Origin of the sequence: uncultured Ferrimonas sp. (assembly GCF_947489035.1) — a bacterium.
Taxonomy (GTDB): domain Bacteria; phylum Pseudomonadota; class Gammaproteobacteria; order Enterobacterales; family Shewanellaceae; genus Ferrimonas.
Map to the genome: position 1 here is coordinate 18,220 of NZ_CANLCI010000013.1, position 13,401 is coordinate 31,620.

Sequence of the window (13,401 nt, forward strand, 5' to 3'; positions counted from 1 at the left end):
TGCGCCCTAACTAATTTGTCGGATAGAGTGATAATCAATAGCGTAATTGATAACGCCTTACCCTTCGTCAAAGGAGCGACACCATGAGTCAGCAGTTTAAAGGATGGCAGTTTCAGCAGTACCCGGTCGGTTTGCCGGATCACAGCACCGTCAGTTTGGTTGAGCAACAGCTGCCGCCAATCGCGGCGGGGCAGGTGTTGATCCGCAACCAGTGGTTGTCGGTGGATCCCTACATGCGTGGCCGTATGATTGATGCCAAAAGCTACGTGCCGCCGTTTCAGCCGGGGCAGCTGTTGGAAGGCGGCGCCGTTGGCGAAGTGATTGAATCCAATCACAACGATTTCCCCGTCGGCAGCCAAGTGATGCACATGCAGGGTTGGCGAGAACTGGCGATCAGTGACGGCAGCGATTTAACCCCAGTGGGTGGCCACGGTTTGCCGCTGCAAAGCTACTTGTCGATCATGGGCCTGACCGGCTTAACCGCTTGGGCTGGCTTGAATAAAGTGGGCCAGCTAAAAGCCGGTGATGTGGTGTTTGTGTCCGGTGCGGCCGGTGCGGTTGGTTCGATTGTGGTGCAGCTGGCGAAACTGGCGGGCGCCAAGGTGATTGGTTCGGCGGGCAGCGATGAAAAAGTGGCGTGGTTGACCGACACCTTAGGCGCCGATGCGGCCTTTAACTACAAGCACAGCACCGATTTAGGCCAAACCCTGCGTGAGTTAGCGCCAGAGGGGATCAGCCTGTTCTTCGATAACGTGGGGGGCGCGCATCTGCAAGCGGCCATGGCCAACATGCAGGACTTCGGTCGCATCGTTTCCTGCGGCATGATTGATCAATACAACGCTGCAGCCCCAGTGGCGGGGCCAAGCAACATGGCCGAATTTATTCGTCGCCGCATTCGCATGCAGGGCTTTATCGCCTTTGACTTTATGGCCGACTTCAACGAGTTTGCCGCCGAAGTGGGGGGCTACTTAGCCAGTGGCAAGTTGCACAACCCTGAAACGGTCCTGACCGGAATCGAATCCACCTTTGATGGTTTCTTGGGGCTGTTTAGCGGTGCCAACACCGGCAAGATGCTGATCAAGCTGTAACTCTCGCGTTAGGCAAGGCCAACACGCCGCGATCTGATCGCGGCGTTTTTGTGCCTGCGTTCTATTCTTGTTGCAGGAACAATTACTCAGGCAGGGATCGCCATCTGGTGGCTGGCAACAGTGCTGGCGCTTAGCGCCACCGTAGAGCCGGAAAACAAATTGGGCAATCGCTCGCAGATCTCCGGCGGTGAAGTGGCGGAGCATCTGCTCGATCCCGGCCTGAATGTGCGTGGCATTGTGCCACTGACGCCAGCGGCCAGCGCGGAAGTCAGCCCCACCATGGAAGCGGCGAACCCAGTATCCCCAACGGCCGACACAGCATCCGCTGTCGCCGCAACTTCTGTCGTTAGTGTGGCGCCACCGAAGCGGCTGGGAGAGGGCCAATTTAGCCAGTGGTTGCCGCAACATCTGGCGATGGCAAAGGCGGCCTGGCGCTATTTTGAAAAACAGTACCAACCGCAAACGGGGCTGGTGAACTCGGTGGCTGGATACCGCGAAGCCACGCTGTGGGATGTGGCCAGTGTGCTGGCGGGCAATCTGGCGGCGCTGGAGTTTGAACTGATCACCCCGGCGCAATTTAGCCGCCGCACCGACACCCTGCTCACCACCTTAATAGAGCTGGCGTTGTACGACGAACGGCTGCCCAATCGCAGCTACCATACCGACAGCGGCAAGCCGGTGGTGTCGAACCTTTCTAAAGTGCGCAACGGCAACGGTTGGTCGGCGTTGGACATCGCTCGCACCTTGGGCTGGCTGCACATTTTGCAGCAGCGGCAGCCGCAGTATGCGCCGCAGGTGGCGAAGATCCGCGCCCGCTGGCACACCCAAGAGCTGGTGAACGGCGGCGAACTGCAAGGGGCGCGCTACTACAGCAAATCTGGCGAGCGTCGCTACCAAGAGGGACGCATTGGTTACGAACAATACGCGGCGCTGGCGTTGTCGTTGTGGGGGTTAACCCCCAATAAGGCGTTGCATCGGCAGGCCAGTAAGCGGGTGAGTGTGGCTGGGGTGTCGTTGCCGGTCGACATACGGCCACGGCCATTTTTAACCAGCGATCCTTTCTACTTGGCGATGTTGGAATTTGGGCAGCAGGCGCAACCGCTGCGGTTTGAAACCGAAGCGATCTATCTGGCGCAAAAACAACACTATTTAGCCAGCGGCGAGATCCACTGCTTTGGGGAAGACGCCATCAGCTGGCCGCCGTGGTTTCTCTACAATAACCTGCACTTTTTCGAACACGGCTGGCACAGCACCGATTATCGCGGCAGCAGCAGTAAGCAATCGCAGCCCCTGAGCGCTAAGTGCGCGGTGGCCTTTGGGGTGCTGGGCAGCGACGAGTTTGCCACCGCGTTATGGCAGCAAGCCAGCCAGTTGTACCGAGACAAAGGCTGGTACAGCGGGGTGATGGCCGATGGCCGTGTGAACACCAGCAGCAACTTAAACACCAATGCGGTGATCCTGACCGCGCTGCTGTATGTGCATAACGGCAATCGGGGCTTACTGCTGCCGCCGTTAACCGCCACTGCCGCGTTGGCGCAGCAACCCGCCACCGTTGATTAGCCCGATGGTGGCGAACTCGTGCTTAGGGGGGCGTAGCCCAGTTGCTTTGCGTTATCGCTTAGAACTGGCGTTGAAGCCACTCGTTCAGCGCTTAGAACCACTCGTTCATCACCACATGGGTGGTGATCTTGGTGACCTCATCCCAGCTTTCTATCTGTTCGCGAATGCTGTGTAAGCGTTGCATGGATGGCGCCCGCACCAGCAACAACAGATCAATCTGGCCGCTGATCCCGTGGCAGCTTTGCAGTTCGGGGTAGAGCCGCAGCTTTTGCGCCATCAGCTGGCAACTTTTCTGATTGTGCTCAATCTCAAAATAGGCGCTAACGTCGCTGGCGGCACTGGCACGCACCGAGACGCGATAGCCTTGGATCACTCCGCTTTGTTCTAACTTCTTGAGCCGATCCGCCACTGCACTGCGAGACAAATTCACCTGTCGTGCTAACGCCGATGTGCTTTGGCGGGCATCCAAACGCAGGGCGGCGATGATCCCCTGATCGTACTGATCCAGCGGTGACATATTGGCTCCTTAACATTCACGGCCACAACCGTGAAATTAACGGTCAGTTCCGTCAACTTGGTGAAGAGATAGTCCGTATACTGTGCCTCACAATGTCCCCATCTGGAACCCCAATGACACAGTTAACCCCCACTATTACCCGCTGGCAGGGCGTCGGCTTGCTCTCAACCGCGTTGCTGGGCACCAGCGTCTTTCTCCTGCCGCAGCTAACCGTGAAAATGGCGGCGGATGGGGCGCTGTTGGCGTGGGGGATCTTGCTTTTGGCGATGTTGCCGGTGGCGTTGGTGTTTGCCAAATTAGGCCAGCGTTACCCCGATGCTGGCGGCCCCGCCACCTTTGTTGGCAACGCCTTTGGGGAGCGTGCCGGTGCGGCCATTGGCTTGCTGTTTTTAGCGGTTGCGCCGATTGGGTTGCCAGCGGCGATGATGATGACCTTGGCGTTTGCGGATGCGCTGGTGCCGATGAGCGCGGCCACGAAGTTGGCGCTAGGTCTGGGCCTTAACGGACTGATGCTGGCGCTGAATTACCGTGGCCTGCAGCTGTCGGGCAAGCTGCAGTTTGGCTTAACCGTGGTGATCATGGCGATTTTTGCGCTACTGGCTCTGACCCACGGCGACAGCCTGCGTCTGCCCCAGTGGCCGGGGCAAGCGATGTCGCCCGTATTGGCGGCGACTGGGGTGGCGATGTGGGCGTTTTTGGGGATTGAAGCCTTCGCCCACCTGTCGGCGGAGTTTCAGGATCCCAAGCGCGACTTTTTGCCTGCGATGATGTGGGGCACGGTGATCGTGGGGCTTATCTATCTGCTGGGTACCGCCTTGGTGCTGGATCTGGGCGCGGCTCCATTGGCGATGGCAACGTTGTTTGATCAAAGCTTTGGCGCTGGTGGGGCGTGGGTCATCGGTGGCCTTGGGGTGCTGGCAGGGTTTGCCACCATGAACACCTATTTCAACTCAATGGCGCGGCTGCTGTGGAGCCTAGCAGGCCAAGGCTATCTGCCCCAAGGCTTAGCGCAGCTAAACAGCGCTGCGGTGCCCGCGCGGTCGATGTGGGCACTGGCGCTGCTCCAAGCGGGCTCGTTGCTATTGGCGTATCTGCTGGAATGGGATTTTGAACATCTGTTGGCGCCATCCAACGGGATCTTTGTGTTGGTGTACTTACTGGCAATGCTGGCGGGCTACCGCTTATTAAGCCGCAGTTTCAAATGGGTGGCCGCCTTTGGTGCGGTGCTGATCATGGTGTTGGGTTACAGCATCGGCATGCAGATGTTGTATGCCGTGGTGGCGCTGGCCGTGGCGATCGGGTTGCTGTGGCTGCAACCCAAGCTGAAAGCGCGCGCCGCGCCAAGTGGCAATTCGGTTTAAATAGAGTTGGTGAAACTCAAAAATCAGCGATAATGCTCGCTGATTTTTTTAGGTAGCCCACCCGATGCGTTTAGATAAATACCTGGCCGACAACACCGAACTGAGCCGCAGCTTGGCCAAGCGCGAGCTGAAAAACGGCACCATCACCTGCGATGGCGTCATGGTGAAAAGTTCCAGCTTCCAAGTAACCGAAGACACCGATGTGTGCTGGAACCATGAAACCGTTGGGGTTATTCACACCCGCTACCTGATGCTGAATAAGCCGGTGGATACGCTCTGCTCTAACATCGACGAAGTGTACCCGTCGGTGTTGGGGTTGATTGATCTGCCGTTAACCGAACGCCTGCGTATTGCTGGCCGCTTGGATGCCGACACCACGGGGTTAGTGTTGCTGTCGGAAGATGGCAAGTGGTGCCATCGCATCACCTCACCCAACTACCAGTGCCCGAAGTGCTATCGAGTGCAACTGGCCGAGCCACTGTGCGCCACGGCCGAAGCGCAATTAGCGCAGGGCATTGAACTGCACGGGGATGGGTTAACGCGCCCAGCCAGTTTAGAGCGCCTAAGCGATACCGAGGTGCGATTAACCATCAGCGAAGGCAAATACCACCAAGTGAAGCGAATGTTCGCTGCCCTTAACAATCGCGTGGTGGGCTTACACCGTGAGCAAGTGGGCGCGGTCACCCTAGATGAATCGCTGGCTCCGGGCGAATGGCGAGCGTTAACCCAAGCGGAGATCGACGCCTTTAATCGCTAATTTCTACCGAGTGCGCCATTAGGGTATAGGGTTAAGAGTATGGTTAACCTTGTAGGAGCTGCGGTGATGACCCAATGGCAGCGTGTTGTGATCCCGCTACTGCTGTGCAGCAGTCCCGCCTTGGCCGATACCCTAGTGGATGCCAGCGATCCCGATAATCTGATGGTGCTGATGCAAGCCCACGGCGATGCGGTGGTGGAACGGGATGCGCAAGGGGATCCACTGATTGTGGGGCAATACAACGGCGCCATCTACACCGTCAGTTTCTATGGGTGCGAGCAGGGCCGCGATTGCCGCGATCTGATCTTCAACGCCGCATGGCAGAACAACGGCGTTGATATTATCGAGCTGAACGATTGGAACAGCCGCAGCCGTTACGGCAAGGCGTTTTTTGATGAGCTTGGGGATCCCACCATCGAGATGGCGGTTAACCTGAACTGGGGGGTGAGCCGCGATAACTTCAAAGACACCATTGAATGGTGGTTTGCCTCGATGCACCATTTCTCAGAACAGATCGGCTATTAAGGCGCCAGTGGTTTGTCGAATCCCTTGCCGCAGAGCGAACTTAGCAATCCTGTAACCCTGTAACCCTGTAACCCTGTAACCCTGTAACCCTGTAACCCTGTAACCCTGTAACCTAGGTATACGAGGGCACCGCTTGTGCCCCGAGTAACAGCGGCGTTTTGGGCCCTGCTTCATACGCTGCCCAGCTCACTGGCAGCCCAGTTTCAGTTCAGGAAACGCAATTCTTTCTCGCCAAGCCAAGCCAAGCCCATTTAGCCAAAACTCAACCCAAGCTCACTGAGATAGCCCCAACGTTGCCGAACTAACCTCAGCATCGGCCGGGTTATTGGCCGTGCCAATCCAGTTGCAGTTGATGCTGGCGGATGGCGCCGCTGCCGTTGGCGTTGTGCCCCTGTTCGTACCACGATAACGCGCCTTGATGGGACAACCGCAGCACCGTTGAGTTGCGGGTGCCGTACTGTTCCGACTGAATAAACACCGACGACAACAGCTGTTCCATCGGTTGGGCTAAGCCGGTGTTGGGCAGCTGCTCCGGATCCGCTTGGGCGCGATCGTGCAGCAGTGCCAACAGTTGTGGATCGCTGCCGTGGGGCCGCAATTGGGCAAAGCCCTGTTTTAACCGCGCGAGCTTAGGCCACGGGGTATCCAGCAGGTGGTTACACAGACCATATTGCCCAGGGCTGAGAGTTTGGATCTTAGGCTGGGTTGAGTCGCTGCGATTGGAGTGATAGTGCAAGCCGCCGCCATCCAACAGCAGCAGGTTATAACCTTGGTAATCTTGGCCGTGTAAGCCAGCAACAAAATCCACGGCGTTGATGTCGCTGCTTAAGTAATCGCGGATCAGATCGCCACGGCTGCGTGGGGCATCCTTAGGCGGAAAGGCACGAAAGTTCGTCACCAGCGCCAGCTTGCCCCCTAGGCTGGCGCCCATCCAGCTGCCCCCAGCCTGTAAATCTTTGCCGGCAAACAGCCGTGGTTGCTGCGGCCAAAAGTGCGGTTCTTGGCTTGGGCGTTGATAAAACTCATCGCGGTTGGCGATCAAAACCAAGGGCGTTTGTTGCTGTGGTTGCCAATCCCAGGCGCAAATACACATAGCAATCCTTGTTAGCGAATATGCTGTTATCGAACCAAACTGAAGCTGTTATGGCAACCGCTATGATGGCGTTGGATTGTAAGAGGAGTCAGCCATGTCTGCAGAATATTGGGAATGGGTGGGCTATGCCGCCTCGGTCTTAGTGGCCATCTCACTGATGATGTCCGACATAAAAAAACTGCGCTGGTGGAATCTATTGGGCTGCTTGCTGTTTGTTGCTTACGGCAGCGCGATTGGTGCTTGGCCGGTGGCGTTGGTGAATGGCTTTATTGTCTGCATTAACATCTACTTTTTGTTCCAGATCTACCGCGGCGAATCGGAACAGCACTGATCCTACAGCGTGGCGCTGCCGCGGGGGCCGTTAGCGCGCATGGCCATGCCGTTCGCTTAAACAGCACGGCAGCGGCAAGCGGCAGCAAAATCGCTTAGATCCCAAGGGCAGCAACCGGATCGGGATGAATAAAGCGGTAGCCCAAACGCTGTTTTAGCTTGTCGCAGTTGATCAAGCGGTAGGGCTTGGGCTGGGTGTTGAACAGCGGTGGCGGCAGCTGCGCCATCGCGCAAGAGGCGCCATACAGGGCGCGGCGAGACGGGTGTTGATCGGCACAGGCGTTAAAAGTGTCGCCCCACGCTTTGTGCTCAATGATGGCGCGGATCACGCCGATGCAGTCATCGCGGTGGATCATGTTAACCGGATCGTCGGCACCGGACAGAGGCTTGCCGGAAAAGTAGCGTCCGGGTTGGTAATCGCCGCCAATCAATCCAGCAAAGCGCACAATGGTACTGACAAAGCGCGGATCGGCGCTAAACGCCTGTTCAATATCAAGCCAGGGGGTATCGCTGAACGGCGATTCAATGCGTACCGCATCGGCTTCCACTACGGCCTGATTGGCTTGGGGGTAAACCGCGGTGGCGCTGGTAAACAGCACTTTAGACACCGGCGAAAGGGCGATGGCCTCAGCCACGTTTTGCAGTTGGCGCAGGTAAAACTGAGGTTGGTCGTCGCCGCTGCTTGGCGGCAGCGTCACAATGGCGATGTCGGCTTGCAGGGCTGGCTGCAAGGCGGTGGCGTTGCTGGCGGTTACGTTGAGCAGATGCGGTTGCATGCCCGCCGCTTGCAACAGTTTCACCTTGGCGGCGGTGGTGGTGGTGCCGTGAACGGCGTAACCGGCGCGCACCAGTTGTTGCCCCAGTGGCAGTCCCAGCCAGCCGCAGCCGATGATAGAGATGGTGGTCATAGGTGTTCTTCTTTAACAAGGCGGTGTGATGATTACGTGCGCGGTTGCCGCTTGGGGTCAGCGGAGGTCGCGCCTTCAGTGTGTGAGTGCGGTGAAGGCCCAAGCGAGGCCGTCGCACGGTGCCACACCGACAAAAAAGGGGGCCGAGGCCCCGCTTAACTGGTCGAACTTGCAGTGGATGATGCAGCAGACCGTGCCGTGCGGCAGGGCTTAGCCTGCCGCGATGGCTGGGGTTAGAAGCTGTAGCTCACCGACAGACCTAAGTTACGGCCAGGTTGGGTGTAGCGATCCAGATCGCTGCTGCCCGCTTCGCGGCCAATCACGTCGTTCCACACCCAGTACTTCTTATCGGTGATGTTAAAGAGCCCGCCGCTGATCTTCAGCTGTTCGGTGACGTTGTAGAAGGCGGTTAAATCCACCACGGCGTAGCCCGCGCTGGCGAACGGTTCGGCGCTGGCGGTGGCGATGTCGCTTTTGTCTTTGCCTGCGGCCGCGACCACGGTAAGGGCGCCACCGTAGGTGCCGTCGACGTTAAGGTAATCCAAGCCAACCACGCCATTCAGTGGGCTGACGGTGTTCAGTGGTTGGTTGTCGGTGTCGTTATCGCCTTCGGCGTAGGCCACGGCCATGTTGACGCTCAGCCCTTCCAGTACTGAATCCAGCCACCACTGGCCTTTAAATTCGACCCCTTTGATGCTGGCTTTATCGATGTTCTGGTATTGGGTTACGCCGTAAGGGAACTCTGTGGATGGCAGGCCAACATCCACAATAAATTTGTCGTATTCGTTGTTAAACAGCACCAATTCCGCTGCGCCTTGGTCACCATTAAAGCGCAAACCTAATTCGTAAGAATCGCTCTCTTCCGCTTCCAGATCGGGGTTTGGCATCCACGCGTAGCCAACCATGCGGTTTTCAAAGCTGTAGTACAGCTCTTTCAGATCCGGCGCACGGAAGCCTTGGGCGTACTGAGCAAACGCGCTCCAGTTATCGTTGAACTGGTACAAGGCGCTGATGCGGCCAGTAACGGCGTCGCTGTTGTGATCGTCAAAGCTGTCGAAGTCGCCGTTGTACTTGTCGTCGATGGTGGCTTCAACGTTGGTGTCGTCGTAGCGCAAACCGGCGGTCACGGTCAGCTGCTGCCACTGGATCTGATCCTGTAAGTAGAAGCCAAACACGGTGGATTCCGAGGTGGGTGAGTAACGCTCGTAGCTCACCTCTTCAAAGCGGCCATCCAGATCGCGGTCGTGGCGGTTGGTTTTCAGATCTTCCATTTCGGTGATCTCAACATCGCCACCGTAGCTGAAGGTGTGGGTTACGTTGCCGCTTTGCAGGGTTTTGCTGAAATCGAGCTTGAACTGCGTGTTGGTTTCACCGTAATCGCGGCGCAGCTGGCGATCGTAAGGAGCGCCGCCAAATGGGCTGGTGTAGAGGTTGTCGGTGGCTTGTTCCGATTGGGTATCTTGGTAGCCCAACTGCCACGCCAAAGTATCAAACAAGACGGTGTTGGCATCCCAATCGTGGTTGAGGGTGATGCGGTAACGGCTGATGTCATCTTCGTTGTGGATGTTCTGGTAGGTTGTGCCTTGTTGGCTTAAGAACGCGCCTGTGCCGGTGCTGCTGTAGTGCTCGCCGGTGAAACCCAGCTGATGCTCACCCAAGGTGATCTTAACTTTGCCCAGCAGCGAATTGGATTCGTTGTCCAGCGGGTTGGCTTTGGTGCGGCTGCTGCCTTCCCCGCCCACGCTGCCTTGGTTCTCCAGTTCGTCGCCGTCACGGCGCACGTACTGCAGCATGCTTTCGACATTGCCGCTGCGGTTGGCGACCACCAGAGTTTCCGCAAAGCTGTTGTCTTCGCTAAGGTAGCCCACTTTAAATTGGCCACCAAACCCATCGCCTTGGCCAAGGAAGTCGGCCGGATCCTTGGTGGTGTACGCCACGGTGCCGCCGATGGAATCACTGCCATACAGCGACGACGACGGCGACTTGGTGATCTCAACCTGTTTCAGGGTTTCCACATCCACAAAGTTGCGGCTGGATTCCATCAGCCAGTGGCCCGAGTCGTAGCCATTGGCTTGGCTAACCCCATCCACCATGATCTTAACGCGGTTGCCTTGAATGCCACGAATGTTGAAATCCTGCAAACCACCACGGCTGCTGCCGGTAACGCTTACGCCCGGCTCGTAACGCACTAAGCGGCTGATGTTGCTTACCTGCTGCTCGGCGATCTGTTCGGCGTCGACGACGGCCATGGCGGCGGCGACGTTATCGGTGGTTTGCTCGCTGGTGCGGCTAGCAGAAACCACCACATCATCAAACAAAGTGGCTTTGGTTTGCTCGGCAGCAGCGGCACCGCTGGCGAGTGCAGCAACAATGGCAATGGCCAACGGCTTCGGGGTGATAGGCATGATAATTCCTTTAAATGACAACAACGGCTAAACAATTGCGGCTGATAATAAAAACGATTCGCATTTAGATCAAGTTACTTTGCAAATATTTTTATTGAGCAAAAAAATCAACGATTTAAATAGAAGGTGAGCCTTGCAGGCCACGCCCAAGTGGCAGCCAATTGGCCACCACTATGGGGTTGGGTACCGGGCAACTGGCGAACGCCAGTGGGGTTACAGCACTACGGGGGTGCCGTGGTTGGGATCGGTTACTAGGGTGGGTTGGTAGTGCCACACTTGTTCGATGGTGTGTTCGGTTAACACGCTGCTGGCGCTGCCTTGGGCCACGATCTGGCCTTGGCTTAACACCACTAACTTATCGGCGTAGCGTGCCGCCTGGTTGAGATCGTGCAGCACCGCAATCACGGTGTAATGGCGTTGGTGTGCCAACTGCTGCGCCAAGGCCAACACCCGATGTTGCTGGGCCAGATCCAGCGCCGAGGTGGGCTCGTCCAGCAACAGCAGCGGTTGCTTGGCTTGGGCCAGTTGGGTTAACACCCGCGCCAGCTGCACCCGCTGTTTTTCACCGCCAGAAAGAGTGGGGTAACGCCGTGTCAGCAAGTGACCCACGTCCACCTGCTCAATGGCATCGGCCACGTACTTAGCGGATTGCGCTTGGCTGGCCTGCAACGGAAACAGCCCCATCTCGACCACCTCTTGCACGGTAAACGGGAAGCTAAGGCTGTTGTGCTGGGGCAGCACCCCCAGCTCGCGCGCCAGTTCAATGCGCGGCCATTGCTGCATCGGCTTGCCGTGCATGCTGATGTGGCCCGCGCTGCAGGCCACATCGGCACTGATCGCTTTGAGCAGGGTACTTTTGCCAGCGCCATTGGGGCCAAGCAACGCCGTGACCTTGCCGGCTTCAATCTGTAAATCCAGCCCCGACAGCAGGGGTTTATGGCCAATGTTTACGTGCAGATCAGAAACGCTGAGTAAGCTCATCATCCCCCCAAGCGGTTGCGTTGATTCAATAACAGCGCCAAGAAGAACGGCGCGCCCAAGATGGCGGTGACTAAGCCCACCGGCATCTCTGCCGGGGCCATCCAAGTGCGTGCCCCCAGATCCGCCAGCAATAAGATGGCTGCGCCCAAGGCGGCACTGAGTGGCAATAACGTGCGGTGATCGGGGCCAATCATCATCCGCACCAAGTGCGGCACCACCAGCCCAACAAAGCCGATCATGCCGGCGGCGGCCACGGCAATGCCAACCCCAAAGGCGGTCAGCATGATCAGTTTGATCTTCAGTTTTTCCACTTCAATGCCAAGGTGACGGGCTTCGGCTTCCCCCAGCAACAGCGCATTTAACGCCGCCGCTTGGCGCTGAAACTGCCACGCCAAAATCACCAAGGCGACAAAGCACAGGGCGATGGAGTGCCAACGGGCGGCGGATAAGGATCCCATCTGCCACAGGGTCAGATCCCGCAGCGCGGTTTCATCGGCGATGTAGGTTAAAAAGCCGATGCCGGAGCCGGTCAGCGCCGAGATAGCGACCCCCGCCAGCAGTAGCATGGTGACGGAAGTGCCGTTGCGGCTGTGGGCCAAACGGTAGATGGCTAAGGTGGTGACTAAGCCACCGGCGAAGGCAGCAAAAGGCACCGCGAATTCACCGGCGTTAGGGAACAACACAATGAATATGGCCGCGCCCAACGCCGCACCGGAGGAGACGCCGATGATGCCGGGATCGGCTAAGGGGTTACGAAACAACCCCTGCATGACCGCGCCACACTGCGCCATTAAGGCGCCAATGGCGATGGCCAGCAAAGTGCGCGGCAGGCGCACATTGCTGATCACCAGCTGTTCGTGGGGCAGCAGATCGGGGCTTTGGCTTTGCGCGGCCCAGGCCAGTACCCCTTTCAGTCCAGCCAGTGGCTCGATCGCCAACGGGCCGGTTACGATCGACAGCAGGCTTATCAACAACAGGCTTGCCAGCAATGGCAGCCATAATAAGCGGGCGTTTGCGGGCATTAGTGGATCTCCACCAAGCGCTGTGCCAGTGCTTCAACTTCGGTTAATGCGCTTGGGCCTAAACCGCCCATCAGCGCGCTGGCAGGCAATTTGTGGATCTGTTGCTGTTGCCCGGCGGCGGTGAATTTCAGCAGCGGCAACTCTTTTAACAGCAAGTTGGCGCTGTCTACCTTGTCGCCATCTTCGCTTGGTTTGGTAACCAAAATCAGATCGGGGTTCATCTTCAACAGGGTTTCTTGGTTAATGGTTTTGTAGCCGCTAAAACCGGCGCCATTGATGCCACCCGCCAGCTTAATTAACCGATCCGCAGGGGTGCCATCGCCGCCTAAGCGCGGGCCACGATCGCCACGCAGCAACATAAACAGCACCGTGGGTTGGCGCTGCAGTGACTCGCGCAATGCCACGATGTGATCCAGCTGGCCCCGCAGTTGCTGTCGCAGTGGTTCGGCTGCGTCGTTGCGATCCAGCAGATCCGCCACCACGCCAACGTTATTCAACAGCTGCTCTGGGGTGTCGGCGCTTGGCAGTACCTGCACGTTAATGCCCGCATCGCGCAGCACATTTAAGCTGGTTTCTGGGCCCATCTCTTCACTGCCCATCACCAGATCCGGTTTGGTGGTCAGCAAGCCTTCAGCCGACAGGGCGCGGTGGTAACCCAGCTCGGCGATGTTGTCGCGACTGATCGCGGTTTTACTGCCCATGTCGATGCCCACCAATTTGGTTTCGGCGCCCAAGGCCAACACCAGTTCGGTTAAGCCATAGCCGACACTGACCACGCGTTCTGCGGCGACGGTTGGCAGACTGGTGAGGGCGAGTAAAACGGCGCTGCTGGCCAGTTTGGTTATTGAATTCAT

At 57.7% G+C, this 13,401-nt stretch carries 13 protein-coding genes; 6 read left to right on the forward strand and 7 right to left on the reverse strand.

The genetic code is table 11. The features are described 5' to 3' along the window. Positions 1 to 83 precede the first annotated feature (83 nt). On the forward strand, positions 84 to 1,088 hold the full coding sequence (locus Q0796_RS09530) for an NADP-dependent oxidoreductase (protein WP_298442297.1): 1,005 nt from the start codon (positions 84 to 86) through the stop codon (positions 1,086 to 1,088). A 48-nt stretch (positions 1,089 to 1,136) separates the two neighbouring features. Next, entirely contained in the window at positions 1,137 to 2,648 is a 1,512-nt protein-coding gene (locus Q0796_RS09535; RefSeq protein ID WP_298442299.1) for a DUF3131 domain-containing protein, read from the forward strand. A gap of 91 nt (positions 2,649 to 2,739) precedes the next feature. Here the strand turns inward: Q0796_RS09535 and Q0796_RS09540 are convergent, their stop codons facing one another. Continuing rightward, positions 2,740 to 3,156, reverse strand: coding sequence for an Lrp/AsnC family transcriptional regulator (locus tag Q0796_RS09540; RefSeq protein WP_298442464.1), 417 nt, complete (start codon positions 3,154 to 3,156; stop codon positions 2,740 to 2,742). Positions 3,157 to 3,278: 122 nt separating this feature from the next. Between Q0796_RS09540 and yjeH the strand changes: the two genes are divergently transcribed. The 3 genes from yjeH to Q0796_RS09555 all read left to right on the forward strand — a co-directional run bounded on the left by yjeH (position 3,279) and on the right by Q0796_RS09555 (position 5,808). Further along, on the forward strand, positions 3,279 to 4,526 hold the full coding sequence (gene yjeH, locus Q0796_RS09545; protein ID WP_298442301.1) for an L-methionine/branched-chain amino acid transporter: 1,248 nt from the start codon (positions 3,279 to 3,281) through the stop codon (positions 4,524 to 4,526). A gap of 64 nt (positions 4,527 to 4,590) precedes the next feature. After that, the gene (gene rsuA / locus Q0796_RS09550) at positions 4,591 to 5,283 is read left to right on the forward strand and encodes a 16S rRNA pseudouridine(516) synthase RsuA (protein ID WP_298442303.1); all 693 of its coding nucleotides are present in this window, start codon (positions 4,591 to 4,593) and stop codon (positions 5,281 to 5,283) included. A gap of 66 nt (positions 5,284 to 5,349) precedes the next feature. After that, positions 5,350 to 5,808 carry a YbjN domain-containing protein gene (locus tag Q0796_RS09555; RefSeq protein ID WP_298442305.1) on the forward strand — a complete coding sequence of 153 codons (459 nt, stop codon included), beginning with the start codon at positions 5,350 to 5,352 and terminating at the stop codon, positions 5,806 to 5,808. Between the two features lie 322 nt (positions 5,809 to 6,130). Here the strand turns inward: Q0796_RS09555 and Q0796_RS09560 are convergent, their stop codons facing one another. Then, entirely contained in the window at positions 6,131 to 6,901 is a 771-nt protein-coding gene (locus Q0796_RS09560; RefSeq protein ID WP_298442307.1) for an NRDE family protein, read from the reverse strand. Between the two features lie 94 nt (positions 6,902 to 6,995). On the opposite strand from Q0796_RS09560, the gene Q0796_RS09565 reads away from it, so the two are divergent. Beyond that, positions 6,996 to 7,232, forward strand: a complete 237-nt coding sequence (locus Q0796_RS09565) for a YgjV family protein (protein WP_298442309.1) — start codon at positions 6,996 to 6,998, stop codon at positions 7,230 to 7,232. A gap of 94 nt (positions 7,233 to 7,326) precedes the next feature. Here Q0796_RS09565 and Q0796_RS09570 read toward each other — a convergent pair whose 3' ends face one another. The 5 genes from Q0796_RS09570 to Q0796_RS09590 form a co-directional block, all read right to left on the reverse strand. Beyond that, the gene (locus Q0796_RS09570) at positions 7,327 to 8,139 is read right to left on the reverse strand and encodes an NAD(P)-binding domain-containing protein (RefSeq protein ID WP_298442310.1); all 813 of its coding nucleotides are present in this window, start codon (positions 8,137 to 8,139) and stop codon (positions 7,327 to 7,329) included. Positions 8,140 to 8,372: 233 nt separating this feature from the next. Further along, the gene (locus Q0796_RS09575) at positions 8,373 to 10,544 is read right to left on the reverse strand and encodes a TonB-dependent hemoglobin/transferrin/lactoferrin family receptor (RefSeq protein ID WP_298442311.1); all 2,172 of its coding nucleotides are present in this window, start codon (positions 10,542 to 10,544) and stop codon (positions 8,373 to 8,375) included. Positions 10,545 to 10,757: 213 nt separating this feature from the next. Continuing rightward, positions 10,758 to 11,525 (reverse strand): heme ABC transporter ATP-binding protein, encoded by a 768-nt coding sequence (locus Q0796_RS09580; RefSeq protein ID WP_298442313.1) that lies wholly within the window; start codon positions 11,523 to 11,525, stop codon positions 10,758 to 10,760. Then, a complete protein-coding gene (locus tag Q0796_RS09585; RefSeq protein ID WP_298442314.1) occupies positions 11,525 to 12,547 on the reverse strand; it encodes an iron ABC transporter permease in 1,023 nt (340 codons plus the stop codon). Before Q0796_RS09585 ends, Q0796_RS09580 begins: the two co-directional genes overlap by 1 nt. Next, the gene (locus tag Q0796_RS09590) at positions 12,547 to 13,401 is read right to left on the reverse strand and encodes an ABC transporter substrate-binding protein (protein ID WP_298442315.1); all 855 of its coding nucleotides are present in this window, start codon (positions 13,399 to 13,401) and stop codon (positions 12,547 to 12,549) included. Before Q0796_RS09590 ends, Q0796_RS09585 begins: the two co-directional genes overlap by 1 nt.